Raw genomic sequence first — 25992 nt, forward strand, 5'->3', positions numbered from 1 at the left:
TGTGTTAATTACTCCGCTTGTCTTTCATCCTATTTACAGTCAACTTGACTTACCTGTTAGGCATCGCTTCCCTATTCAAAAGTATCAAGGGATTAGGGACGCACTTGCGCAAAAGGGTGTGCCTGACAGTAGCTTTTTTTCGCCATCTCCATTGAATGTTGACGCGCTCGCTTCTATTTATGACCCCGGCTATATTCAGCAGCTTACTACTGGTACGCTTGACCCAAAAGCAATGCGTCGTATCGGTTTTCCCTGGTCGAAACAGTTGGTTGAGCGAACCCTAACGGCCTCAGGTGGAACCGTGCTGACGGCCGAGCTAGCGTTGAAGCACGGCAAAGCACTCAATCTCACTGGTGGCTATCATCACGCCTTTGCCAATTTTGGTTCTGGTTTTTGTATGGTGAATGATTTGTATTTGGCTGCGCTTAAAATGCTTCAATCACCAAATGTTGACAGCGTTTTGATTTTTGACTGTGATGTTCATCAAGGTGATGGGACTGCCAAGTTAGCAACCAATAATCCAGCTGTTTATACCGTGTCCTTGCACGGCGAGAAAAACTTTCCTTATCGCAAACAACAATCTGATTTAGATTTTGGATTGCCAAAAGGCACGCAAGATCGATTATTCTTAGAAACCGTCGAAGAGGCTTTTGAGCTCTCCATCAGGGCTTGCCAACCAGACGCTGTGATTTACGACGCGGGCGTTGATGTGCATGTAAATGATGATTTAGGCCATTTAGAAATATCTACTGAAGGTGTTTATGCTCGCGATCATTTTGTGTTTTCGCGCTGTGAAGATTTGGGCTTACCCATTGCGGCCGTAATTGGTGGTGGCTATCAGCGTGATATAGATGCCTTGGTTGAAGTGCATTTGCAGTTGTTTAAGGCGGCAGGGGTGCTTTAAAACATCCGCTCAAAATGATTGCAATATGTATTTATATACAGTAGTCTTACTTTAATATTTTTATCAAGATTGAAACGGAAAACCTTGATGAGTGAGCAAGTATTATCACGACCAGACAAACAAAAAGAAGACGTTCAAGCACAAATAGACTTCATCAATCAGTTGCCTCATGCTCAAAAAGAGCGATTGGCATTTATTGATTTTAGTCTTCAATTTTTTGGTCATATTAGTCGCAATGATTTAGTGGATAGGTTTCAAACCGGTTTAGCTGCGTGTACTCGTGATTTTGCAATGTATCGTGAACTCGCACCTGCAAACCTTTGGCTCGATCATTCTACTAAGCAGTATATGCGCAAGGACGAGTTTTGTGCCGTCTTTGAACACCCCTCTGAAGTGATATTAGCTTCTCTTAGCCGTGGTTTTGGAAATGGTATTACAAACTTAGTTCAGCCCTCTGAACAGTGCTTTGATGCAATTCAACTGATTCATCCTGATTCAGAAATTATCGCAGCACTGATGCGTGCAATCCATAACCAAAGAGTGTGCAAAGTGTCCTACGTTTCTGTTTCATCTGGCGAAACACAGCGCGACTTTGTGCCTCATGCATTGATCAACAACGGACATAGGTGGCATGTGCGCGGTTACGACTGTCGACATCAAGATTTTCGTGATTTTGTATGCACACGCTTCACTAACGTTGAAGTATCAAATGAACATGCTGATGCGCATCAAATGGATGCCGCTGATATTCAGTTTCATAAAAAAGTAGAATTAGTATTGATGCCCCATCCAAGTATCAAAAAGGCACGTGCAATTGAAATGGACTACGATATGCAAAACGGTCGTAAAGTGCTTTATACCAAAGCAGCGCTAGCAGCATACGTACTGCGCCAATGGCAAGTAGATTGCTCGGAAGGCTATCGCTTTGTACAACAAGGTTGTCAGCTGGCACTTGAGAATCGACAGGTACTCAGTTTTATCGAAAATCCCACATTAGCGCCTGGGTATTCAGCAAACTAGTGCAGCTTGACTTCGGTGTACAACGGGAGCTCTCGTGAAACCAATGTTGCCCAACAAGCAACAAAAAATTAAGTATTTATAATTGAACTATAGTCATTAACCGGAGTCTTTAATATTCGCAATAACTGCGATAGGCTTTTCGCACTTTGGCAAGTCGATTCACGGGCACAACCCCAAATGGTGTAATGTATGACCGAAAACAATGAACAGTTGCATATGCAACAACAAACCTATAACGAAGCCCTGCTTAAATTATGCGTGTTGTTGTATCAAATCGACGGTAAAGTCACGCTGACAGAACAAGACTATTTTGACGAATTAGTTGAATCGATGGAATGGCACAGCGGTATTTCAAAACCCGCGTTTATCAATGATGCCATTCATCAAGCACGCCAAGCTATTGATGGCCGCGAAGCCGCTGACTTTATCCGCGCACTTGGTGATAGCTTAAACCTAGATGCAGCCCGCACCTTAGAAGTGGCAATGGAAATCACTAAAGCTGATGGCGAGCGCAGCGAAGAAGAAGTTGAGTTGTTGGCTTTATTGGCTAATCGGGTGTTGGCTAGAGGTTTGGTGGCTTAATGCCCGCTAGATAAACTGCTAGTTTAGGCAACCGCTGTCATTATCAGTCTGAGCTGTTTTTTGTGAACTGAATCTTTTTTAACTAAAACGTCGTCCTTTATTTTGAGGATGATCAGTTTCAGTAACTCGGTTGTATTGCCTATACCTGTCAAATCTTTCAACTTATTGATATCTTTAAGAATTAAGCGTCCTTTTAAAGAAATTCTCTTATCTGCCTTTCCCTTTGATAGTTCGTCGGATAAGAACTCTTTAATCTGAATGAGTTCGTCCTCATTTTCTGCAAGTGTATGTATGTAGTATTTCATTATTGAGGGTGCAAAATCGGTTGAAGCGCCAATTTCTAAACTAGCTAAATTCAGTATATCGATTAAATGAGCAGGTAACCTGCCTTCAACAGGTCTTCGTTTGGCTTCATATTGTTTGTTGACGGCTGGCGTAGATTGATGAGGGAGTAAAATAACAGAATTACATGAATCGCAAACACCCACTAGCACTCTTTTCGCTAAGCCACTTCCATCACTGAATGGAACATCTCTTAGCTTAAAGGTGGCATTTTGAAATGACTCACAATTTTGGCATGCTGCTAGTTGAGTTTCGCCTACTTTGTAAATTTTCATATTTTTATCTGTTAATTATGTACGCTTATAAATACAGCGTTTGGCTCAATAAAATACCACTTGATATACCAATGCCTGCCTGCTGTTTGCGTCCTGATGATATGCACGGTTATTTTTGAATTAAGATGATGCTTGGATGACACATAGTCATGACCTTTACTTCTTGCAATAATGTGGATTAAATCGTCAGTGGACAAAAAGCCCATGGCTAGCAGGTTTTTTACATCAATTCGATTGCGTTGCTCATGGAGCACATTGCCTTGCCGCAAACATTCAATGACCTTTTCTTTTACTTTTTTAAATCCCAAACCCTGATCGCATTGTACGACAAATATCGTACAATAAATACCTTTTTATAGAGAGCTACTCGATGATTAGGTAAGTTATCAGATTAAAACTTTACAACTACTGAACTAAAAGCGAGTTTTTAGGTGTTTTAATGATAAATTGAGCATAAAGCACTTAGCTGATGTATCCGTAGCACACATCAGCAATAGAAATGGTGGCTTAAACTCTCAAGCCACCGAAAACACTCGACTATAACGCTTACATAAAACGATTGAAGCAGTCACGCCAATCACGCCCGGTGCCGACCAAACCACCGCTTGCCATTGTTGAAAATCCTCTAGTAACGTGCGACCGCCAAACGCTACAAACGCGGTATATGCACCTATGCCAGAGCCAATCATTGAACTAACGTGCTCGATAATCCAAGCGCGCGGTTTGATGCTTTTTTGAAGGCAGTACTTTAATGTGCCGATCCCTGCAAGCAAACCTACTGAACCAAAGATGATATGTAGGGTAAAACCGTATTTAATTCCTAAGTAAATGAATAATGGCCCCGCGGCGATCAATAAGATGACTGGGCTTAAGTACATAGGCGATCTAAATTGTTGTAACTTATCCTTAAACTTCAATACCGCCATTGCATGTCTGGTGGTAACAAAGCTTAAAAGTGATAAGTACAACAAGAATGCCCAAAACATTCGGTAGAAAAAAGCTGCTCGCTCTTTGTCGACATTCTCGCCCATATCAGCACCTTTGATGCCTATCGGATCGGCCAATACCATTAATGCCATGATTGCGCCTGAAGCAGCCACAAGATACATCGCATTGGTGTAAAAACTACCGAACTTACGGTGATTGAGCTGCCCTTTTTTAGTAAAGAAAGGTACCCAAAAAAGTACCAAAGCCAAACTACCAAAGAGTATATGTAGAAAGAATAAACTTGAATGAATGGTTAACATGGCAAACCTCGTTATTGATTAACTGGTCGCTATGTTATGACAGCACCTTACAGGCGTTTAGTGAAAAAGGTCATGACTTGTTTTGTGACTTTTGGGCTATCGCCAAAAACACTCCACCTGTTATGCTAATCATTAGGAAACACTCTTCTAGCTTTTCAGGACATCTAAAATGACTCACGCAATTAGCTATCAAGCTATTCGAAAGGAAATAAATTTCAGTATAGAAAGCACTATCTTTGTGCTGACTTGGGCTGTTGTCAGTAGCTTTTTGCTGTTTTTCATGTTCACCAATCCTAATTTTGGAGCGGGTCGTTTTGCGATTACGTGTACTGCGTTTGTTGCCTATTCAAGCCTTTGGTTTTTGTCCACGCGCCAGGATTCAGAGTTGTTTTCACACAGCCTAAGAGCAAAGCTTTTTTTACTGCAATTTTTTGTTATTTTAGGGATTTACTTTTTAGTACCGTGGACCTTTAGTGCCATTTTTATGATCATGTGGGTGGCGATTTTGCCCTATTTTGTGAGCACTAAAACAGCGTTTATCTTATCGCCTATTTGGTCGGTACCGCTTTGGCTAATTTATACCTACTACTGGGATCAATCCTACGCATTTGTGACTGCAGTACTGTATTGGACCTTTAGCCTATTTGCATTAGTCATGGTTAATACGGCAAAACGAGAAAAAGAAACGCGTGAAAAAGCAGAGCAAATCAATCGTGAGTTAGTGAGTACTCAGCATCTTTTAAGCCAAGCGACACAGCAGGCTGAACGTGTAAGAATCGCACGAAACATACATGATTTATTGGGGCATCATTTAACAGCGTTAACCATTAATCTGCAGGTCGCATCTCGAAAAACTGATCGTGTTAATTCGGCGCTAGAAAACGATGAACTCACCGAGGTAAGAGCAGCCATTGAGCAAAGCCATTCACTGGCCACCCTGCTGTTAAGTGATGTTAGGGAAGCCGTGAGTGATATTCGAGATAAGTCAAAAATTGACTTAAAAGCAGCTTTACTTGCCCTCACTGAAAACCTGCCTAATTTAAAAATCGACCTGAATATTGATGAAGAACTCAATATCGATAATGTCGGCCTAGCAGATGGTATTATTAAAACCATTCAAGAATGTATTACAAATACCATGAAACATGGTCAAGCTGACAAAATGGAAATCAAACTTCAACAAGAAGCCAATTCACTGAGTATCAATGTGAAGGACAATGGTAAAGCAACACCCGAGACACAAGTAAAACTAGGAAATGGTTTACTGGGCATCAGAGAAAGAATTGAGGCCTTTGCCGGTTCAGTTGAGTTTATGGCTGAAAATGGCTTTACGACACATATTACACTGCCATTGGTGACAGACTACAACAAGATAGAGCAAGGAAGATTGACGCATGAGTAAGATAAGCGTTTTGTTGGTTGATGATCAGACACTGGTCAGACAAGGCATTCAGAGTTTACTCAGCCTAGCAGACTCCATTGAGGTAGTTGCGCAAGCAAACGATGGACAAGAAGCATTTGATTATTTGAAAGCTAATGCGACCAGTATTGACGTTGTTTTGATGGATATACGCATGCCAAACGTCAACGGTATTGAAGCCTTAAAACTCATTAAAGAGCATCAATTAGACATTCCCGTTGTGATGCTGACCACCTTTGATGATCACGAATCAGTTATTCAAGCGATTCAGGCGGGCGCAAAAGGTTATTTGTTGAAAGATGTCTCGTTGGAAACCTTAGTAGAGGCAATAGAAACCGTTCATAAAGGTGAAACGCTTATTCAACCGGCGATCACCGAAAGGCTAATTAAAGGCTTGCAGGGAGTTAAGGGTGATTTCGAAGCCAGTGACTTACCGGAAAAACTATCGACCAGAGAGACTGAAATTTTGCGTTTAATGGCCGCAGGTTGCAGTAATCGTGAAATGGCGGAGAGTTTGTTTAAATCAGAGGGTACGATTAAAAATCAAGTTTCTAGTATTCTTGCTAAGTTGGGTGTACGCGATAGAACTCGGGCTGTTTTGAAGGCGATTGAGTTGGGGGTGTTGTAATACGTAAAAATCAAACTATCGAGCCCACATTACTAGCGAACATTCAGCGCGTCAGATGAACCCACTCCCCTTCATAAAATTTGTGCCATAAGGACGTGGCACCAAAGCGGCATGGATGCCCTTGTGCGGTTTTATGAAGGGGAGTGGGTTTATCTGACAAAAGCTGAATATGGCTTACGGAGTGCTTTGGTGGATGTTTGTAAATCGTGGGGGACCAAAGAGGTTCCCGCGTTCGCGGGAACCTCTTTGATGCTTAGTTACACTTAATGAGTGCCTCACGCCCTTCAGGTTTGACGAAGCTGATGTCGTGGACATCGACTGTTACCGCTGCTGAGCTTACCAACTGGAATGGAATCACCAACTTCGAGAAGTCGATACCTTGATCAGCGTAGCAACCCAAGTCGATTGACACGTCTAGCCATTCACCTTTTTCTACCGTGCTTAAGTAAGGCGTTAAATCAACACCATGTGTACAGCTTCCTGGTGCGTCACCTTCACTTTCACAACTCATGTTTAACATAAGCGGTGCGTTCAAATCGCTTTGACGGGCAATCGCGAATGAAAGCAGTGTTTCGTTGACCACTTCGGCAGATAAATCTTCGCGGAAGTAGCTTTTCGCGGCTAGATTAACACCGGCACTTGCTGAGCCATCAGTGGTCATTCTAAACGCGTCTTCTTGCACATTGCGATCGATCGTTCTGAAACTGACTGCGCCACTTTGAGCGGTTGCAGCTGTCACGAATGATACTTGACCGTCGCTGACAAGTGACAATACCCACGGTGCGACGGGTGCGCCTTTGTAGATGACGCGACCCACTTTTTCGTCAGCAGGTGCATCGTAGGTTTCGACCAAGTCATCACCTTGTGAGTCTGTTTGACTGTAATCAAGGCCATAGCCATAAGCGAATAATGGGTTATAGTCTTCATCTCCAACATTTAACACTGCATCGTATGGGTCATTTGGCCATGAGAATGATAAACGACCTTTGAAGTCATGTTGAACATCACCGCTTGCGTCTGTTAATAACACATCAGCAACCGCCTTACCTTCTGAGCCTGGTAACCAAGCTGCTACAAACGCGTCGCTTGCGTTGATTTCAGCATTTACCCACATTGGGCGTCCGCTAATGAACACAGAAACAACTGGGATCCCTTGTGCTTTGAGTGATTTCAATAACGCTAGGTCGGTCTTTTTGCCGCGTTGGTAATCTAGGTTTTCGCGATCACCGTGGCCTTCTGCGTAAGGTTCTTCACCAAAGACAACAATGGCGACGTCTGGTTTTTCAGTAAAGCTTCCGTTTTCACTTAGTTCAACTGAACCGCCAGCCGCTTCTACTTGTGCTTTTATACCGTCGTACATAGATGTTCCACCAGGGAAGTCATCGTTTGTATTATTGGTGCCTTGCCAAGTGATCGTCCAACCACCCGACTGCTTACCAATATTATCTGCACCGTCACCTGCGACTAATATTTTTGAAGCAGGTGAAAGGGGTAAAACGCCGCCTTTGTTTTTAAGCAGTACCAAGGATTCACGCACTGCTTGACGCGCAATCTCGCGGTGCGATTCTTGTCCGATCAGCTCGGTTTTACCTGAGAACTGACGTTTAGCAGGACTTGGTTTTTCAAACAAACCTGCGCGTAATTTAACGCGTAAGATGCGCGTCACTGCATCGTCAATGCGACTCATTGCAATGGTGCCATCTTTAACTTGCGCAATTGTGTTGTAGTACAAAGGCTTCCACGCATCGGTAGGTACCATGTAGATATCAAGGCCAGCATTGATTGTTTGCGGACAATTGTCGTTAGTACAACCTTTGATTTGACCGTGACCGTTCCAGTCACCAACCACAAAACCGTCAAAGCCCATTTTATCTTTTAGTACATCGGTAAGCAGATATTTAACACCGTGGATTTTTTCGCCGTTCCAGCTATTAAAAGATGCCATTACCGACTGAGCACCAACAGTTAAACCGCCTACGTAGCCTTGACCGTGAATTTCAAACAGGTCTTTTTCGGTTTCGATATTGTCGCCTTGATCATCACCGCCGACTGTTCCGCCGTCACCGATAAAGTGCTTAACGGTGCTGATGACTCGATCGTCACCTAAGAAGCCATCTCCATAGCGACCTTGTAAACCTCGCACTATCGACTTTGAATACTCATAAACTATCTTTGGATCTTCTGAGTAGGCTTCGTATGTGCGCCCCCAGCGGTCATCTCTAGCGGTTGCAACCGTAGGTGCAAACACCCAATCAATGCCAGTCACCATCACTTCAACCGCCGTTGCTTTTGCAATCTCTTCGATTAAAGCTGGATTATTCATCGCACCCAAGCCGATATTGTGAGGAAAAAGTGTCGCGCCGATAACATTATTGTGTCCATGGACGGCATCGGTTCCCCACATTGTTGGGATCGCAATACCGTCTTGACTGGCGTCGATAGATGCTTGATACATACTCTCGGCCAAATCAATCCACTCTTGTGGTGTTGCCTGCTTGTTACCTGCGGGAAAAGAGCCGCCGCCATTTAGGTATGAGCCAAAACCATATTTACGCATATCTTCCGGCGTAATATCACGAATTTCAGGCTGAATCATCTGAGCAACTTTTTGCTCTAGTGTCATGGTTGCTAAGATTTCTTGAACACGGGCTTCGATCGCATCGTCTTTTTTCACTTCAACATCTAGCGTTGGCCAAATATCTAAACTCGAATTTTCAGGTTTATTCATGCTTACTTGCTCGTTTTTGTTAGTGTCGCTGCAACCAAAGGCAAACGCAACAAGCGTTGCGACAGTGATTTTTTTGAGTGTTAATCTCATACAAAAGCATCCCAGTTAGTTCAGTATTAGTGCTTATTTGTTTAGAAGCGATTAAATTTTCACACCTGAAAATTCGCGTTTAAGCTCTGTTTAATCAGAACCAGCACTAACAATCTTGTTGATGTAATCGATTTCATATATTGCATTATGAAAGCGCTTACTTCAAGTCATTTGTGAACATAAAGTTAAATTTAGTAACAATGTAAAGTATTAAAGGTAAAGCGAAAGATCGCAATTGCTTTGCGACAACAGGGGTGTAATAAGGTGTTGAGTTGGCCGATAAGCCGGGTTCTGTGGTTCTTTAAACAATACCGAAGTATAGAGTAAAGAATGACAATCATTCCTCTAGGCCAGCAATTGCTCACTGGCTCAAGCAACCTACCCGTTCCCAACGCGGGCCGCGCCGTAAGGGAACCTATTTGGTCTTGCTCCGAGTGGAGTTTACCTCGCCACAAACTGTTACCAGTTGCGCGGTGCGCTCTTACCGCACCCTTTCACCCTTACCTCGTTTTGCAACAAGGCGGTCTTCTCTCTGCTGCACTTGTCGTCGGCTTTCGCCGCCCAGACGTTATCTGGCACCCTGCCCTATGGAGCCCGGACTTTCCTCCCCTCTAAAACACATAAATGCGAATAGAGCAGCGATTGTCTGGCCAACTCAACGGCGCGCAGTATAGCAAGCTTGTGTGGCTAAGGCAGTTTTTAATTGGTTTATATGTTGAATAACTAATTGAATAACCGGTTTTGAGTTCAGTATTAAATTGTAAAGATGCTTGATATTGTCAACCGCAAGAGGGAGAAAAGTATTTACACTACATGCTAACAATCTTACTATTTAAAAAAAGTAAGGCGCATGACAACTATGGCAAAAGCAAAAGTGACATCTAAAGGTCAGATAACCTTGCCCAAGCAAATAAGAGAAACCCTCAACATAAAAGCCGGAGATGAAGTGTTGTTTGCAAAAAGCAGAGAAGGGGCCGTTGAAATGTTGGTGATTAATAAAGAAGCTTCTGAATTATTTGGGCAGTTCAAGGTGAAAGATAATACAAGCTTAGAAACAATGGATAAGGCCGCTGAAAAGCATCAAAAGGAAAAATATGCCAAATCAGGTCGCGATTGATACTAATGTGTTGGTGAGATGCTTGATTGATGATGGGACTCATGCAAGCGACTCAGACCAAACAAACCAAGCTAAAAAACTTATTCAAAAGTGCGTTCAACATCAAATACCTATTTTCATCGACGCGCTTGTATTGATTGAAACAGTTTGGGTGGCTAAGTCTGTATTTAAGCTAGATAAGCCTCAACAAATTACGCTGATTGAGCAGATTTTAAAAACTAAGCAATTCGATATAAGTAACCGCCAAGCCCTATTTGAAGCTCTACTTCACTTCGTTGAAAATCCTTGTGACTACTCAGATAGTTATATTTTTGTACAAGCACTCAAACATGGAAACGAGGCTGTTTATAGCTTTGATAAAAAGTCAATTCAATCCGGTATGAAAGACCCTTTAGCGTTTGAACTTTGATTATCATCGCTTGGCATTGCTTGCGCATTACCACTGACAATCAGTGCAAAACCGTATACAATCTCGCGCATCAATTTAGACACGTTGTGTCCTTGCATTAAAGTAAACGAATTAATAAAAAGAGAATTAGCAATGGGAAGAAAGTTTGAAGTCCGCAAAGTATCGATGGCCAAAACCGCAGCTGCGAAGACCAAGGTATATTCAAAGTACGGAAAAGAAATTTATGTTTGTGCAAAGAATGGCGGCGCAGACCCTGATGCTAACCTTAGCTTGCGCAGATTGATCGAAAAAGCGAAAAAAGACCAAGTGCCTGCGCACGTAATCGACAAAGCCATTGATAAAGCGGTTGGCGGCGCAGGTGAAGACTTTACACCTATGCGTTACGAAGGCTTTGGCCCTGGCGGTTGCATGGTGATCGTGGATTGCTTGTCTGATAACGCAAACCGAACCATTACCGACGTTCGTAACTGCTTTACCAAAACTGATAGTAAATTGGGTGCACAAAACTCGGCTGCGTTTATGTTTGATCACTTAGCTGTATTTGTATTTGATGGCGACGACGATGAAGTGGTACTCGAAGCGCTAATGGAAGCAGACGTGGATATTCACGACGTTGAAGTGGAAGACGGCAAAGTCACTACACTAGTACCTCACACTGAGTTCTTTAAAGCGAAAACAGCTCTAACAGATTCATTTGATGGCATTGAGTTTGACGTTGAAGAAATTACATGGGTACCACAAGAAACCAAGGACATTGACGAAGACAGCATGCCAACCTTTGAAAAATTCATGGACATGCTTGAAGACTGCGACGACGTTCAAAACGTTTATCACAATGCGAATGTTTAAAGGGTTGTAGGTTTTCTTAGCAGAATCGTCATTTCTACGAAGAATCGTTATTCCCGCGCATGCGGGAATCTCCTTGGAACACAACAATCTCTAACACCAAACTACGCACTGCGTAAGTCATATTCAGCTTTTGCCAGCATAACCCATTCCCTGTCATAAAAACGCACGAGGGCATCCATGCCGCTTTGGTGCCGCGTCCTTGCGGCACAAATTTTATGACAGGGAATGGGTTATGCTGACGCGCTGAATGTCCTTTAGTAATGCTTGATCGATAGTTTGATTCTTTTCTGGTTGATTAAGAAGATTCCCGCATGCGAGGGAATGACGCACTAAGCAATATGCTGCAAGCCCAAATACTCATGCGATTGCATCTCTTGCAATCGACTCAAACAGCGTTGAAACTCAAAATTCAAACGCCCTTCGCTGTATAACTTTTCAAGCGGCACATCGGCGGCAATGATGAGCTTGACTTTGCGTTCGTAGAATTCATCGACCATTGCGATAAACCTTCGTGCTATATCATCAGTGTTTGCGCCCATTTGTTCGACGTTCGCCAGCATAACAGTATTGTATTCTCGACTGATTTCGATGTAATCGGTTTGGCTGCGTGGGCCGTCGCATAAGGCTCTAAACTCAAACATGACCAAACCTTCAGCATGCATCAAGGTCGGAATATCACGCCCTTCGATGTTGATACTTCCCCCTTTAATGCCCTCTTCCTGCGACAACATATCAAAGTAGGTGTATAGGTTTTTTAAGGCATCATCGTCAATTGGGTAGTGGTAAATTTCGGCGCGTTCTAAGGTTCTGAGTCGGTAATCGACACCGCTATCGACGTTTACGACGCGTGTGTTTTGATTTATTAATTCTATCGCGGGTAAAAAGCGAGCTCTTTGTAAGCCATTTTTATAGAGATCATCAGGTACGATATTGGAAGTTGCGACAAGTACTATGCCGTGCTTAAACAATTCTTCCATTAATGTACCTAGAATCATGGCATCGGTAATATCGGATACAAAAAACTCATCAAAACAAATGACTTTGGCCTCGTCTGCTAGTTTTTTAGCGATGATTTTTAAGGGATCTTCTTTTCCACCCAGTTGCTTCATTTCATCATGAACGCGGTGCATAAAGCGGTGAAAGTGAATTCGCATTTTACGCTCAAATGGCAAGCAATCGTAAAAGGTATCGACTAGGTAGGTTTTACCGCGCCCGACGCCTCCCCAAAAGTAAATACCCTGTACGTTCGGACGATTCTGCCCTTTACCAAAGCGTGACTTGAGTTTAACTCGCCAAGTCATCTTCTTTTTTGGTTGAGTGAGTTCGTCATAAAGACGTTGAAGCTCTTTGACTGCATTTTCTTGTGCCGCATCGTACTGAAACTCGATTAAAGACAAATCATCTTGATATTTTTCCCAAGGGGTCATGCAGGGTTTCCCGTTAAATAACTACTTTTAGGCGATCTTAGAAGCAAAAGTATACTCTGTGTCGACAAACATTTAAATCATGCAACAGTCGCATTGTTTTTTTACATTTTATTGCTTGCATACAACGAGTTAATACCTGATCATAACGCCTCTGCAGTGATGTGATTAATGGAGATACTATGGAACTTCTATCTATATTTGTTGGCTTGGCTCTCGGTTTAGTATTGGGTGCTGTGGCAATGTATCTATATTTCACGCAGACGCGCAGTAAGACCAATAAAGAGCAGTCAGAATCTGAATTGAAATCAATTCTTGCAGTTCAAGCTCGCGACCACATTGATGCTTCGCATAGTCTAATTAATCAGATTCAACAGGATACAGAGCGACTCCAAGCCCAACTCAATGCATACGAGGCATCGTTGCTCGAATCAGATTTTAAAGAAGACGATACTCGCGCCAGTTTTTATGGCGAGCATGCAAGTGTGTACCTCCGAAATACAGTAAAAACTGAAAAAACACCCAAGCTTGCCGCAAGCACCGAGGCACCGCCTAGAGATTTTTCGAGTGATGCATCTGGATTATTCGCTGGAGCACCCACTATTGCTCCTGTCAATGAAGAAAAAACCAGCAAATAGTTTCAAGAACCCCTTTAAAACTCTTTTAAGTGAACTTATGTACAAATCATAAGGTCTTTACAACGTTGATTATCACTTTCTAGGAGTAAAAAGGTTAATGAAACAGTATTTTCGCACACTTGCCGTTGGCTTATTAGTAGGCAGTTTGTCCTTGGGAATCGTTGCTCATAGCTCTGCGGCACTGCCGTTTTTTTCAAACAAAGATGAGCTCCCCTCTCTTGCACCGATGCTAGAAGAAACCACTCCAGCAATCGTGAGCATTTCGGTAAAAGGCACTCAAAGTTCACGCCAACAGGTGCCCGAGATGTTTCGCTATTTTTTTGGTGCGCCAAATGAGCAGGTGCAAGAGCGTCCTTTTAGAGGTTTAGGGTCCGGTGTTATTATTGATGCCGACAAGGGTTATGTCGTCACAAATAATCATGTCGTTGATAATGCAGACGAAATTATTGTTCAACTGACTGATGGTCGTGAGCTTAAAGCTAAGAAATTAGGCGCTGATCCACAGAGCGATATCGCACTTTTACAAGTTGAGTCAGAAAACTTAACGCAACTGAAGCTTGCTGACTCTGACGAATTACGAGTCGGCGATTTTGTAGTCGCAATAGGAAACCCTTTTGGCCTTTCGCAGACAGTTACTTCAGGAATCGTCAGTGCGCTAGGTCGTTCCGGCTTGAATATCGGTGGATTTGAAGATTTTATACAGACTGATGCGGCAATCAACCGTGGTAACTCTGGTGGTGCTTTGGTGAATTTGCGCGGTGAACTTGTCGGTATTAACACAGCAATATTTGGCCCTGGCGGCGGTAACGTGGGCATCGGTTTTGCTATTCCATCAAAGATGATGAAAAACCTTGTTGACCAAATATTAGAGTTTGGCGAAGTAAGACGTGGCCTTTTGGGCATTATGGGCGGTGATGTTGACGCTGGCATCGCTGAAGCAATGCAGTCTCCCACCAATATCGGTGCATTTGTACAGCAAGTGGCGGAAGATTCAGCAGCTGAGAAAGCAGGTATAGAGGCTGGTGACATCATTACCGAACTAGATGGCGATAGGCTAAGCGGCTTCAATGAGTTGCGCGCTAAAGTCGCTAGTATGGGGGCAGGTGCAGAAGTAGAATTAACAATCATTCGCAAAGGTAAAGAGCGCAAGATTTCGGTGGTGCTTGGTGATGCTGGTGCGCCGGTTATGGCAGCAAAAGAAATGCACCCTGCTTTAGAGGGAGCCACATTCACGAATGGACAAGATAACAACGGAAATGATGGTGTAGTTATCTCAGAGCTCGAAGAAAGAAGTCCCGCAGCTCGCATCGGACTGCAAGAAGATGACGTCATTATTGGCGTTAATCGTCAACGTGTTAACAACACAGCTGATTTAACACGCTTGATAGAAGAGCAAGAAGGGAACGTGATTGCGTTAAATGTTAAACGCGGTAACGCATCTCTATACGTCGTTATTAGATAGGTATTTTTAGATGTATTAAAAGAGAGCGTTTTTACGAAAGGTAACGCTCTCTTTTTTTGCGAGAAGAAGATTCCAATGAGAACACCTTGTTCGAGGTGATGACGTGCAAATCAAACTATCGAACATACATTACTAGAGAGCATTCACCTAAAGCATCTTTTTTGCTATCCTTGTCGTATACACGCATATACAACTAAAAGGCTATTAACCCTCGTGCTTCAACGGTTCCTTATATCTTTGCTTAAGCCCGTCATATTGGGCGTGACCGTTGCTGTCATATTACTAGTGTTCATACCTGAATTTAGGCAAGGGAGCGGAATTTCATTCAATTGGCTAAAAAACCAAGACCAGATTCCTGAACGTCTTTCATATTACGACGCCCTAAGTCGCAGTGCTCCGGCAGTTGTAAACATCTATAGTGTCAGTTTTGACACTCGAAATAGCATTTTTAGAAGCCGTGGCAATGAACGTACTAGCCTTGGGTCCGGTGTAATAATGTCAGAAGACGGCTACTTATTGACTTGTTATCATGTCATCAAAGATGCTGACAGTATTTATGTAGCACTTCAGGATAGCCGCATACTAGAGGCACAAATGGTTGGTTTTGACACGCATACCGACCTTGCAGTTCTAAAAGTGACTGCTGATGATTTACATGTTATTCCGCAAGTTAACGAGACAGGTATTCGCGTGGGCGACGTCGTTATGGCAATTGGAAATCCATATAATTTGGGTCAAACTATCACCCAAGGAATAGTGAGTAGAACAGGCCAAAACGGTCTTGCAAACTACGTAGACTTTGTTCAAACAGATGCGGTTTTAAATCAAGGCAATTCGGGCGGTGCTCTCGTTGACAGTAACGGCTATCTTGTGGGTATTACTAACGCAAATTTTCAAACACTAGATGAAAGAAGGCGCATCACTAGTGTCGATGGCATTAACTTTGCGGTTCCCTACGAATTAGCAAAACGCGTCATGGACGAAATCATTTCTGATGGACGTGTCACACGTGGCCATTTAGGCATTAGTGGCGCAGAATCAACCCGCGGTGCACCAGGCATCATAGTAACAGGCGTTGCCCCTAATGGCCCAGCTCATACTGCTGGCATGCAAGTTAATGATATTCTATTGTCCGTCAATGGTGTGCGCCTTGAAAGTGCTTCAAAAACGCTTGATATGATCGCTGAAACCAAACCAGGGACCGAGTTGGTACTCGAAGTCAGTCGAAATGAAGAAGTGATTACCATGACAGTGGTAGTTGGTGAATTATCCCCTGCCCCAGTGAGTATTTCTTAGTTTAATTGAGAAGTGAATTAGTTTACTAAAGAACATTCAGCGCATCAGAAGAACCCACTTCCCTTCATATAGCGGGTACTTCCGTGTTTATAGACAGCTTTGTATTTATGAAGTTTCTTTCACACGTTTAATTTGAGCGCCTAAACCACCTAACTTAGCTTCAATGCTTTCATATCCACGGTCAAGGTGATAGATACGGTTAACCGTCGTCTCGCCTTGTGCGACTAATCCAGCAATAACCAAACTAGCAGATGCGCGTAAGTCCGTTGCCATCACCTGAGCCCCCTTTAACTGAGATGAACCTTTCGTCAAAGCGTTATTACCTTCAAGCTCAATATCCGCTCCCATCCGCTGAAGCTCTGGCACGTGCATAAAACGATTCTCAAATATCGTTTCAGTAATTCGCCCGGCACCTTCTGCAAGTGTATTAAGGGTGACAAACTGTGCTTGCATGTCAGTAGGAAAACCGGGATGGGGAAGTGTTTTTAAATTCACTGCTTTTGGTGCTTTACCATTCATGTCCAGCTCAATCCAATCGTCGCCAGTCTTAATGCTAGCGCCTGCTTGCTCCAGTTTACTGAGCACTGCATCAAGCGTACTTGGGTCAGCTTTCTCACAGCGAATCGAACCTTTAGTTGCAGCCGCAGCGACCAAAAATGTGCCAGTTTCGATACGATCTGGTAACACGCTGTAAGTGCATCCGTTGAGCTTTTCAACGCCTTGAATTTTAATACTATCAGTACCAGCACCAGATATTTTTGCGCCCATGCGATTCAAGCAGTTAGCAAGATCAACAATTTCAGGCTCGCGAGCTGCATTTTCCAATATCGTTTCGCCGTCTGCCAATGCCGCGGCCATGAGTAGGTTTTCAGTCGCACCGACACTCACCATATCCATGAATATACGGGCGCCCTTTAGGCGTCCGTCCACTGATGCACGGATATACCCTTCATCAACCTCAATGCTAGCTCCCATCTTTTCAAGCCCTGTAAGGTGCAGATTAACGGGCCTTGCCCCAATCGCGCAGCCACCAGGCAATGAGACATTTGCTTTACCATGTTTAGCTAGCAAAGGCCCTAGAACCAATATAGAAGCACGCATAGTGCGAACCAAGTCATAAGAAGCAGTGACGTTGTTTAAAGAACTAGTGTCTATATCAACAGCGTTTTCGCCAGTGTGCTTGATTGAAGCACCAAAGTCTTTTAGCAACAATAAAGTCGTATTGATATCACGAAGTTTTGGTACATTTTGAAAAGAACAAACCGTGTCTGCAAGTAAGCTTGAAATCAAAAGAGGCAACGCTGCATTCTTAGCGCCGGAAATAACAACTGTGCCTGACAATGCAGGGCTTTTATTGATGACCAGTTTGTCCACTTATTGCTTCCTAGGAATTGAACATTTTTTCGCGCTGCCAAGCAGACACAGTAAACGTTTTTATTGTAATAGCATGCATAGTGCCATCTGCAATTTTATCTGACAATGGTGCATAGATCATTTGCTGCTTTTTTACACGAGACATATCTTCGAACTGGTCATCAATAGCGATAATTTGATAATGAGACCCCTCACTTTTTACTCTTACATCGTGCAGGGATAGTGATGATTTAAGTAGTTCAACAACTTCTTCGTTAGTCATGTTTTTCTCTTGTTTGGTCTTTGCGTACTTGCTTGCGTTGATTAGCGCATGAGCTTAACTAATCAATACTCAAAAGTGAATCGGCGTTACTCAACTTTGCTAAGTTTAACAACTTTTCGGGCAGGTTTTTAATGCTGACATTGATATTGTGCTTAGAAAAATCTGCAAGTGCATTAATTGTCCAAGCCAAACCCGCCGTATCGACATGTGACACAGCTTCAAGACAAAACACTATATGCTGACTATTTTCTACTGTCTGTTGTTCTGCAGTAGATAGCATCAACCAAAAATCCTTTCTCAAACTCACCTGGTCTAAATCGCCATCCACCAAGATTTCAGTTTGCGCTGGCTCTGTTTTAATCGTGATATTTAAAGTCATTAGCTTATTTTTCTAGCACGATAGGTTGAGTGATACTTTTGCGCATTTGTGCAATCACTTTGTTAACGCCGTCATCTTCTCTTAATATAGATTCGAATTCGCTGCGCTTACTAGACAATAAACTTATCCCTTCGGCCACCATATCATAAGCTTGCCATTCATTTGACTTGCGGTCTTTACGCACTTTAAAAGCAACTTTGATATCAGGTCTACCGTCGTCTTTAATTACCGCACGAACCGTCACATCAGAGTCTCTGCTAAAGTCCATTTCTGGTGCAAATTCAACCAGTTGATCGTCATAGTAGCCCATTGCAACAGCATACGAAGTAATTAAGTACTCGCGAAAGACAGATACAAACTCAAGCAACTCTTCGCGTGAAAGCTTTGTGGTATATTTACCCAAGACTTTAAACGCTGAAAACTTGTAATCGATATATGGCATTAGCTCTTCTTCCATAATCGTTCGCAAAATCTCAGGATTGTTGGCAATATTTGTTTGTTCAGCCTTAATCCGATCAAAGGTTTTACTGCCGGCTTGTTGCACCATTTTATAAGGGTTTTGCTGATCGACTTTTTCTGCTGATACAGAAGCGACAGCAAAGAAAGAGATCGCAACAGCGCTTAGAGCGAGCCTCAGGAATGTTTTTACTTTAGATAACATATAATATTTTCCTTTATTTCTCAGTCGCAAAGCTATTCTGAATCTCGACTAAACAAAAACTGACCAATGAGGTCTTCTAATACCAATGCAGATTTTGTATCAACAATAAAACTGTCTTGCTCTAAATAGATAGGGTCTTCACCAGGGAAAATAAAACCAGGCTGTAGACCAACATATTGTTCTCCTAACAAGCCAGCCGTTAATATCGATACCGAACTGGTTTCTGGAAATGTATCGATGTAATCTGTTGATATTTCAAGTTGAACGACGGGTATTAACTCTCGCTCGTCCAGATAAATACGAGCAACACGCCCTACTACGACTCCCCCTACTTTGACCGAAGATCGCTCTTTCAAACCACCGATATTGTCAAACTTAGCATACACGGTATATGTATCAGAGCTGCCACTCATTCCTTGGTTGGCAACTTTTAAAGCCAGTAATAATGTTGCCGCGATGGCTAGTGCAACAAATAAACCGACGAGTAATTCTGTTTTTCTGCTTGTCATTTTTTTTCCCAAATCACATCAATCACTAATTCACGCCAAACATAAGCGCGGTTAGTACAAAATCTAAACCTAAAATTAAAAGTGAAGAAACCACCACTGTTTCTGTTGTAGCTTTACTTATTCCCTCAGAAGTGGGCACACAAGAATAACCTTTATAAAGAGCAATCCAGACCACCACTACAGCAAAAACGATACTTTTGATGACGCCGTTAATAACGTCTTTATCCCAGTCAACTGTGGCCTGCATAATTGACCAATAACTGCCCGAGTCAACTCCCAGCCAGTCAACGCCCACTAAATGACCACCTAAAATGCCGACTGCACTGAATATTAGTGCCAGCATAGGCATTGATATCACACCGGCCCAAAATCGCGGCGCAATTACACGACGTAATGGGTCAACCGCCATCATTTCAAGGCTGCTCAGTTGTTCAGTAGCTTTCATCAAACCAATTTCTGCCGTTAATGCCGAGCCTGCTCTACCTGCAAAAAGCAAAGCTGTCACCACAGGCCCGAGCTCCCTTAACAACGATAACGCGACCATTGGTCCCAAGCTGCCTTCCGCGCCGTAATTGACCAAGATTGTATAACCTTGCAAGGCCATGACCATGCCGATAAACAAACCCGACACCAAAATAATGAGTAAAGACTGAACACCAACCACATATATCTGTTGGATAGTTAAAGGAATATTCTTCAGTCGAGGGACAGCGACTAGTGCTCCCCATAGCATGAGTGTTGCACTGCCAAATGATCGTAAACGAGCAAGTGTTTTAGCACCAAGATTTACAAGCGCTTGCATCTACTGACCTCCCATAAACTGGTCTTTCACACTTGCAGCGGGAAAATGAAATGGTACCGGACCATCTGCTTTTCCTTGCAAAAACTGTTGTACCAATTCAGAAGAGGAGTTTTTAATCTCGTCGGGAGTACCGCTACCAATGATTGTTTTTTCGGCGAGTATATACACGTAATCAGCAATATCTAACACTTCGCTTACATCATGCGTAACAACAATACTAGTCAATCCTAAAGTATGATTGAGCTGGCGGATTAATTTGACCAATACACCCATCGAGATAGGGTCTTGCCCTGCGAACGGCTCGTCATACATGATCAACTCTGGGTCTAGTGCGATTGCTCTTGCCAATGCAGCACGTCTTGCCATACCACCTGATAATTCGCTAGGCATCAAATCAGCAGCGCCGCGCAAGCCCACCGCTTCCAACTTCAACAAGACAGTCGTTTTTATCAAGGCCTCTGATAATTGGGTGTGTTCACGGAGTGGAAATGCAACATTGTCGAACACGGACATATTAGTAAATAAGGCACCACTTTGAAAAAGCATACTCATTTTGCGACGAAGCTTATATAGCGAATTGCGGCTTATCGAATGCACATTTTCGCCATCGAAATTAACGACGCCAGACGCTGGCGTTAATTGCCCGCCGATCAACTTTAATAACGTCGTTTTTCCAATACCGCTTGGCCCCATAACTGCGGTAATCTTTCCTTTTTGAACATCCAATGAGATATCACTATAGATCGTGCGAGAACCACGATTAAAGTGCATGTTTTGAATGTTTACCAAGCTTTGTGACATTAAATTTATAAATTCCCATGTTTCGTATGTGTTAAAGACGGTTCAAAGCTGCTTTAAGTTCATTAAATTACACAGATTTAATGAGACTCACGCACCATTGCCCGCAATTCTTCCAATTGGTTTAACCGGTTAAGTATAGGACCGAATTAAACGCCTGTGCATTTCGGAAGTGGCTATGTGGTTATATTCTAACTCTTTTCAAGGCCAATAACGGAAAAAAAACGTAACAAGATATCTATTTTTGTTAATTTTTGTATAAATTTGCAGAATCGCATGCAATGCGTATGTTTTTTATGCAACCGACTGCATTTTCCGCTAATTTTAATGTCAAACCAGATATTAATTTGCGACAATACACCGCAGTTTTTAAGGAGACCGAATCCACCGTGTTATTTCAAGTCATTATCTTTTTGATCGGATTGGGCGTATTAAGTTGGAGCGCTGACAAATTTGTTTACGGTGCTTCTGCTTTGGCCAAGAATTATGGCGTCTCGCCAATGTTAATTGGTCTAACCATTGTCGCCATGGGCTCATCGGCCCCCGAAATTGTGGTATCAGCGACCGCCTCTTTAAACGGAAATCCAGATACTGCAGTAGGAAATGCTCTGGGCTCAAATATTACCAATATCGCGTTGGTGCTTGGCTTGACCGCGTTGATTAAACCGCTTCTTGTTTCATCTTCTACGTTAAAACGCGAATTACCATTAGTTTTAATCGTGACGTTAATCGCTGTATATTTTCTGTCGGACCAAGTGCTGTCGTATACAGAAGGTCTAATTTTAATTACGTTATTTGCAATTGTAATAGGCACGATGGCGTGGCTTTCTTTCCGTGTCGACAAAAATGATCCATTGGTATCTGAGACGGAAGATGAAATTCCAAACGACGTACCCACTATTAATGCGATCATGTGGGTGATAATTGGTCTAGTACTCTTGCCACTCAGCGCTCATTTTCTTGTAGAGTCAGCGGTATATATCGCAAAATATTTCGGTATCAGCGACCTTGTTATCGGACTGACTATTATTGCATTGGGCACTAGTTTACCTGAGCTAGCAGCGAGTATTGCAGGTGTTCTTAAGGGTGAAGATGATCTTGCCTTGGGTAATATTATAGGATCGAATATATTTAACATTCTTGCCGTGCTAGCGATGCCTGGTTTGATTATCCCGGGTGTAATTGATGCAGACGCAAGCACCCGAGATGCATATATAATGCTCGGTCTTACCCTATTGTTATTTGCATTTTGCTTTAACTTGCGCGGTACACGCAGTATAAACAGATATGAAGGCGGAATTTTCGTTCTAATATTCTTAGCCTACCAATATTGGCTGTTTGCATAGACTGATCACGGACAAAAGAGTCGAACCAACTCAAAAAGGCAACAAATGAACTATCTCGAAACCGCCAAACGGGTTTTTAGTGATGAAATAAAAAGCTTACAAGGCTTGAGTCAAAAACTAGATGAAAGCTTTAACGCCGCTTGCGATTTGTTGCTTAATTGCAAAGGAAAAGTAGTTGTTTGTGGTATGGGGAAATCAGGCCATATCGGTAATAAAATCGCAGCAACATTAGCCAGTACAGGCACTTCTTCGTTTTTTATGCATCCCGGTGAAGCCAATCATGGTGATTTAGGGATGCTAAGTGAAGGAGACGTATTGATAGGCATTTCAAACTCTGGCGAAACGGCTGAATTGATCGGTCTACTGCCTGTGGTAAAACGTTTGAATGTCCCCATCATCGCGATTACAAACAAGGAAAGCAGTAGCCTCGCCAAATTGTCTGACATCAGTCTTAATATACACGTTGAATCAGAAGCTTGCTCATTGGGATTAGCCCCTACCACTAGCACGACAGCAACACTCGTTTTAGGGGATGCTTTGGCGATTGCTTTATTAGAAGCCAAAGGGTTCACATCGGACGACTTTGCGCTATCTCACCCTGGCGGGTCGCTAGGAAAACGCTTACTACTAACAGTGTCTGATATAATGGTCGCGGGCGACGATATTCCGTTGGTTTCCCTTAATAGCAGTGTTACAGAAGCATTGTTTGAAATATCTGAAAAAGGCTTAGGTATGACCGGCATAATCGATGATACTAAGCAATTAGTCGGAGTATTTACCGACGGCGATTTGAGGCGTGCACTCGATAGAAAAATAGATATCCACACAGCATCAGTAAGTGCTGTGATGACGCCAAGCTGTATTACTATTAATGCCAATCAACTGGCTGTAGATGCATTAAATTTAATGCAACAGCGCAAAATTAATGCCTTACTGGTCACTCAAGATAATAATAAACAAGCAGTAGGTGCACTTAAAATGCATGATCTTCTAAAAGCAGGAGTCGTTTAATGAGCGCCACTACTGAGACACTTTATGGCAACATCGACACAGCGCTATTTTCGCGATTCTCACAGATTAAATTACTAGTCTGTGATGTAGATGGTGTGTTTTCTGACGGTAATATCTATCTTGGTAACAATGGTGAAGAGTTAAAAGGATTTAATACGAAAGATGGTTATGGCATCAAATCACTTGATAGTTGTGGTGTTGACGTGGCTGTAATAACGGGGCGTCGCTCGACTATTGTTGAAAACAGAATGAACTCATTAGGCGTTAAACACCTTGTTCAAGGAAGAGTAGATAAAGATTCCGCAATAAAAGAAATAATGGCGTTATGTGGAGTAAGTAAACATGAGGTTGCCAGTGTTGGTGACGACATGCCCGATATAGGCATGTTTGCAAATAGTGCAATTGGCATTGCCGTGGCCGATGCTCACCCGTTTGTTAAGCAAAAAGCAGATTTCGTCACACTGACAAAAGGCGGAAAAGGCGCGGTACGAGAAGTTTGTGATATATTATTGCAATCAAAAGGTAGCTTAGAAAGTATCCACGGAGCAAGCGTTTGAACCGCTTAGGCATAAGCATCGCACTGATATTTACGGCTGTTTTAGGCTTGTACATCCCCATATGGCTTGAAGACGACAGCCCTGACCCACAGACGAATATGGAAGAGGCACTTGTTCCGAACTACGAAGTCAGTTATCTAAGTAGCAAACTGTTTGATGAAAACGGCATGCTAACCCATCAAGTTGAAGCTGAGAAAATGGAGCACTACGACCAACTAGGCTTTGTTATATTTCAGCAACCCACTTACACGATATATCTCGAAAATGCTTCTCAACCATGGAAAGTCACCGCTAAACAAGGCACTCTATACGATGACAATCGCATTCAACTTGAAGACAATGTGCTCATAACAAGTTTAGCCCAACAAGATTTTGTGAAACAAATTGAAACGCAGTACATGGAAATCAATCTAAACGATAGAACATTAGTGTCGGATCAGCCTGTACAAATCTCTGGCATTGATTACGTAATAAATAGCATTGGCTTTAAAGCCAATTTAGAAACCCAAATATATGAGCTTTCAAATCATGTTCAAACTGAATATCGCCCATCACGTTAAGCGCTGCTTGCTTGTTCTATCTGTTATTGCTTTAAATATAAGCGCAATGTCAGGTGCTTTTGCCCAACAAGCTGATACTGCGCCGAATGACTTTGAGCAACCCATTAGGGTTAAATCAGACGAACAATTTGTCGATGCAAAAATGAAAACTTCTGTGTTTGAAAAAAACGTCATGATTCGGCAGGGCTCTTTGCTGATCAATGCAGAATACGTAAAGGTTGATGCAATTAACGGCAAAGGCAAAGAAGTGTTTACGATTAAAGGTTTACCCGCAAGCTACACTCAAAGGCTTGCAGATGGTTCTAATGTTGAGGCAAGAGCACGCCAAATAATCTATGATATTGGTACTCGAACAATTGCACTCGAGGGCGACGCGGAGTTAATTCAAAATGCCTCAACGGTTAAAGGCGACAGTATTATCTTTGATATGCAGAAAGAGCAAATGCGCGCACAGGGTAACTCTGGCAATGATGAGCAGGTAGAGACTATTTTCACACCAGAAAGCAGCGATGACGAAGGTGAACCAAAAGGCAGCGTATCAAACAGTCAAGGAAACGAGCCCGAGTGAGTACTTTAGTTGCAAAGCATTTAGCGAAATCATACAAATCTAGACAAGTTGTCCGCGATGTCAGCCTTGAAGTATCGCGAGGACAAATTGTGGGGCTTTTAGGTCCCAATGGAGCCGGTAAAACAACCACTTTTTACATGATCGTGGGTCTAGTGCCATTGGATAAAGGCGATATTTTCATCGACCAACTTGACCTAACTCTGCAACCAATGCATGAACGTGCAAGACATGGCATCGGTTACCTTCCTCAAGAGGCGTCAGTTTTCAGGAAACTAACCGTCCACGAGAATCTAATGGCAATTTTGCAAACCCGCAAGGAACTCAATAAAGATCAGCGCGAGCAACAAGCAGATGATCTATTGGATGAATTTAACTTAAATCATATTAGAAATAATCTAGGCATGAGCCTTTCCGGCGGAGAGCGCCGCAGGGTTGAGATTGCGAGGGCATTGGCCGCCAATCCAAAATTTATTTTGTTAGATGAACCCTTCGCCGGTGTTGACCCAATTTCTGTTAGTGATATAAAGAAGATAATCCAGCAATTAAAGGAACGAGACATCGGCGTGTTAATCACTGATCACAACGTTCGCGAAACACTCGATGTGTGCGAACAGGCTTATATTGTTAGCCACGGTGAGCTAATAGCTTCTGGAAGTGCTGAAGAAGTACTTAGTAATCAAAAGGTACGAGATGTGTACCTCGGCGACCAATTTGTCTTATAAGGTAATACGAAT

Annotated in this window: 29 protein-coding genes and 1 other RNA gene; 17 read left to right on the forward strand and 13 right to left on the reverse strand. The window is 42.7% G+C overall.

Annotation, left to right across the window (positions count from 1 at the left end; all coding sequences use genetic code 11):
- Nucleotides 1–7: 7 nt before the first annotated feature.
- From KUL10_RS10870 to KUL10_RS10880, 3 genes are all read left to right on the forward strand, one after another.
- Nucleotides 8–904 carry a histone deacetylase gene (locus tag KUL10_RS10870; RefSeq protein WP_110429027.1) on the forward strand — a complete coding sequence of 299 codons (897 nt, stop codon included), beginning with the start codon at nt 8–10 and terminating at the stop codon, nt 902–904.
- 87 nt (nt 905–991) lie between these two features.
- Nucleotides 992–1924: a WYL domain-containing protein gene (locus KUL10_RS10875; protein ID WP_110428950.1), complete on the forward strand. Its 933-nt coding sequence runs from the start codon at nt 992–994 to the stop codon at nt 1922–1924.
- Nucleotides 1925–2113: 189 nt separating this feature from the next.
- On the forward strand, nt 2114–2506 hold the full coding sequence (locus KUL10_RS10880) for a TerB family tellurite resistance protein (RefSeq protein ID WP_233499788.1): 393 nt from the start codon (nt 2114–2116) through the stop codon (nt 2504–2506).
- Nucleotides 2507–2529: 23 nt separating this feature from the next.
- On the opposite strand, the gene KUL10_RS10885 is transcribed toward KUL10_RS10880, so the two are convergent.
- The 3 genes from KUL10_RS10885 to KUL10_RS10895 all read right to left on the reverse strand — a co-directional run bounded on the left by KUL10_RS10885 (nt 2530) and on the right by KUL10_RS10895 (nt 4370).
- Nucleotides 2530–3123: a hypothetical protein gene (locus KUL10_RS10885; protein ID WP_110428951.1), complete on the reverse strand. Its 594-nt coding sequence runs from the start codon at nt 3121–3123 to the stop codon at nt 2530–2532.
- 11 nt (nt 3124–3134) lie between these two features.
- Nucleotides 3135–3431: a hypothetical protein gene (locus KUL10_RS10890; RefSeq protein ID WP_110428952.1), complete on the reverse strand. Its 297-nt coding sequence runs from the start codon at nt 3429–3431 to the stop codon at nt 3135–3137.
- 207 nt (nt 3432–3638) lie between these two features.
- Nucleotides 3639–4370: a hypothetical protein gene (locus KUL10_RS10895; RefSeq protein ID WP_110428953.1), complete on the reverse strand. Its 732-nt coding sequence runs from the start codon at nt 4368–4370 to the stop codon at nt 3639–3641.
- A gap of 169 nt (nt 4371–4539) precedes the next feature.
- Here KUL10_RS10895 and KUL10_RS10900 point away from each other — a divergent pair, with 169 nt between their 5' ends.
- Nucleotides 4540–5772 (forward strand): sensor histidine kinase, encoded by a 1233-nt coding sequence (locus KUL10_RS10900; protein ID WP_110428954.1) that lies wholly within the window; start codon nt 4540–4542, stop codon nt 5770–5772.
- Nucleotides 5765–6418 carry a response regulator transcription factor gene (locus KUL10_RS10905; RefSeq protein WP_110428955.1) on the forward strand — a complete coding sequence of 218 codons (654 nt, stop codon included), beginning with the start codon at nt 5765–5767 and terminating at the stop codon, nt 6416–6418. The genes KUL10_RS10900 and KUL10_RS10905 overlap by 8 nt, the downstream gene beginning before the upstream one ends.
- A 253-nt stretch (nt 6419–6671) precedes the next feature.
- On the opposite strand, the gene KUL10_RS10910 is transcribed toward KUL10_RS10905, so the two are convergent.
- Together KUL10_RS10910 and rnpB are read right to left on the reverse strand one after the other, a co-directional pair.
- The gene (locus tag KUL10_RS10910) at nt 6672–9236 is read right to left on the reverse strand and encodes an exo 1,3/1,4-beta-D-glucan glucohydrolase (RefSeq protein ID WP_110428956.1); all 2565 of its coding nucleotides are present in this window, start codon (nt 9234–9236) and stop codon (nt 6672–6674) included.
- 264 nt (nt 9237–9500) lie between these two features.
- Nucleotides 9501–9894, reverse strand: an RNA gene (rnpB, locus tag KUL10_RS10915) — RNase P RNA component class A.
- 201 nt (nt 9895–10095) lie between these two features.
- On the opposite strand from rnpB, the gene KUL10_RS10920 reads away from it, so the two are divergent.
- From KUL10_RS10920 to KUL10_RS10930, 3 genes are all read left to right on the forward strand, one after another.
- A complete protein-coding gene (locus KUL10_RS10920) occupies nt 10096–10353 on the forward strand; it encodes an AbrB/MazE/SpoVT family DNA-binding domain-containing protein (protein ID WP_110428957.1) in 258 nt (85 codons plus the stop codon).
- On the forward strand, nt 10331–10762 hold the full coding sequence (locus KUL10_RS10925) for a PIN domain-containing protein (RefSeq protein ID WP_110428958.1): 432 nt from the start codon (nt 10331–10333) through the stop codon (nt 10760–10762). The genes KUL10_RS10920 and KUL10_RS10925 overlap by 23 nt, the downstream gene beginning before the upstream one ends.
- A gap of 132 nt (nt 10763–10894) precedes the next feature.
- Entirely contained in the window at nt 10895–11611 is a 717-nt protein-coding gene (locus tag KUL10_RS10930; protein WP_110428959.1) for a YebC/PmpR family DNA-binding transcriptional regulator, read from the forward strand.
- Between the two features lie 329 nt (nt 11612–11940).
- Here the strand turns inward: KUL10_RS10930 and zapE are convergent, their stop codons facing one another.
- Nucleotides 11941–13038: a cell division protein ZapE gene (gene zapE, locus KUL10_RS10935; RefSeq protein ID WP_110428960.1), complete on the reverse strand. Its 1098-nt coding sequence runs from the start codon at nt 13036–13038 to the stop codon at nt 11941–11943.
- 179 nt (nt 13039–13217) lie between these two features.
- Between zapE and KUL10_RS10940 the strand changes: the two genes are divergently transcribed.
- The 3 genes from KUL10_RS10940 to KUL10_RS10950 all read left to right on the forward strand — a co-directional run bounded on the left by KUL10_RS10940 (nt 13218) and on the right by KUL10_RS10950 (nt 16431).
- On the forward strand, nt 13218–13673 hold the full coding sequence (locus tag KUL10_RS10940; protein WP_110428961.1) for a ZapG family protein: 456 nt from the start codon (nt 13218–13220) through the stop codon (nt 13671–13673).
- A gap of 97 nt (nt 13674–13770) precedes the next feature.
- Nucleotides 13771–15135, forward strand: coding sequence for a DegQ family serine endoprotease (locus tag KUL10_RS10945; protein ID WP_110428962.1), 1365 nt, complete (start codon nt 13771–13773; stop codon nt 15133–15135).
- 237 nt (nt 15136–15372) lie between these two features.
- A complete protein-coding gene (locus KUL10_RS10950; protein ID WP_373415184.1) occupies nt 15373–16431 on the forward strand; it encodes a trypsin-like peptidase domain-containing protein in 1059 nt (352 codons plus the stop codon).
- 105 nt (nt 16432–16536) lie between these two features.
- Here KUL10_RS10950 and murA read toward each other — a convergent pair whose 3' ends face one another.
- The 7 genes from murA to KUL10_RS10985 are packed head-to-tail and all read right to left on the reverse strand — an operon-like array spanning nt 16537 to nt 21219.
- Complete coding sequence (gene murA / locus KUL10_RS10955) at nt 16537–17805, reverse strand: UDP-N-acetylglucosamine 1-carboxyvinyltransferase (RefSeq protein ID WP_110428964.1); 1269 nt, start codon at nt 17803–17805, stop codon at nt 16537–16539.
- Between the two features lie 10 nt (nt 17806–17815).
- A complete protein-coding gene (locus KUL10_RS10960; protein ID WP_110428965.1) occupies nt 17816–18067 on the reverse strand; it encodes a BolA family protein in 252 nt (83 codons plus the stop codon).
- A gap of 58 nt (nt 18068–18125) precedes the next feature.
- Complete coding sequence (locus tag KUL10_RS10965) at nt 18126–18446, reverse strand: lipid asymmetry maintenance protein MlaB (RefSeq protein ID WP_110428966.1); 321 nt, start codon at nt 18444–18446, stop codon at nt 18126–18128.
- A gap of 4 nt (nt 18447–18450) precedes the next feature.
- Nucleotides 18451–19107: an ABC transporter substrate-binding protein gene (locus tag KUL10_RS10970; RefSeq protein WP_110428967.1), complete on the reverse strand. Its 657-nt coding sequence runs from the start codon at nt 19105–19107 to the stop codon at nt 18451–18453.
- A gap of 32 nt (nt 19108–19139) precedes the next feature.
- Nucleotides 19140–19616 (reverse strand): outer membrane lipid asymmetry maintenance protein MlaD, encoded by a 477-nt coding sequence (mlaD, locus tag KUL10_RS10975; protein WP_110428968.1) that lies wholly within the window; start codon nt 19614–19616, stop codon nt 19140–19142.
- Between the two features lie 25 nt (nt 19617–19641).
- On the reverse strand, nt 19642–20418 hold the full coding sequence (gene mlaE, locus KUL10_RS10980) for a lipid asymmetry maintenance ABC transporter permease subunit MlaE (RefSeq protein WP_110428969.1): 777 nt from the start codon (nt 20416–20418) through the stop codon (nt 19642–19644).
- Nucleotides 20419–21219: an ATP-binding cassette domain-containing protein gene (locus KUL10_RS10985; RefSeq protein WP_110428970.1), complete on the reverse strand. Its 801-nt coding sequence runs from the start codon at nt 21217–21219 to the stop codon at nt 20419–20421.
- A 386-nt stretch (nt 21220–21605) separates the two neighbouring features.
- Here KUL10_RS10985 and KUL10_RS10990 point away from each other — a divergent pair, with 386 nt between their 5' ends.
- From KUL10_RS10990 to lptB, 6 genes are read left to right on the forward strand one after another with little or no spacing between them, the layout of a single operon-like run.
- A complete protein-coding gene (locus KUL10_RS10990) occupies nt 21606–22562 on the forward strand; it encodes a calcium/sodium antiporter (RefSeq protein ID WP_110429029.1) in 957 nt (318 codons plus the stop codon).
- Between the two features lie 45 nt (nt 22563–22607).
- Entirely contained in the window at nt 22608–23573 is a 966-nt protein-coding gene (locus tag KUL10_RS10995; RefSeq protein ID WP_110428971.1) for a KpsF/GutQ family sugar-phosphate isomerase, read from the forward strand.
- Entirely contained in the window at nt 23573–24130 is a 558-nt protein-coding gene (kdsC, locus tag KUL10_RS11000) for a 3-deoxy-manno-octulosonate-8-phosphatase KdsC (RefSeq protein ID WP_110428972.1), read from the forward strand. Before KUL10_RS10995 ends, kdsC begins: the two co-directional genes overlap by 1 nt.
- Complete coding sequence (gene lptC, locus KUL10_RS11005) at nt 24127–24690, forward strand: LPS export ABC transporter periplasmic protein LptC (protein ID WP_110428973.1); 564 nt, start codon at nt 24127–24129, stop codon at nt 24688–24690. Before kdsC ends, lptC begins: the two co-directional genes overlap by 4 nt.
- The gene (gene lptA / locus KUL10_RS11010) at nt 24659–25258 is read left to right on the forward strand and encodes a lipopolysaccharide transport periplasmic protein LptA (RefSeq protein WP_233499789.1); all 600 of its coding nucleotides are present in this window, start codon (nt 24659–24661) and stop codon (nt 25256–25258) included. Before lptC ends, lptA begins: the two co-directional genes overlap by 32 nt.
- The gene (gene lptB, locus KUL10_RS11015; protein WP_110428975.1) at nt 25255–25980 is read left to right on the forward strand and encodes an LPS export ABC transporter ATP-binding protein; all 726 of its coding nucleotides are present in this window, start codon (nt 25255–25257) and stop codon (nt 25978–25980) included. The genes lptA and lptB overlap by 4 nt, the downstream gene beginning before the upstream one ends.
- The last annotated feature ends 12 nt before the right edge of the window (nt 25981–25992 follow it).

Source organism: Glaciecola sp. KUL10, from assembly GCF_003203515.1.
GTDB lineage: Bacteria > Pseudomonadota > Gammaproteobacteria > Enterobacterales > Alteromonadaceae > Glaciecola.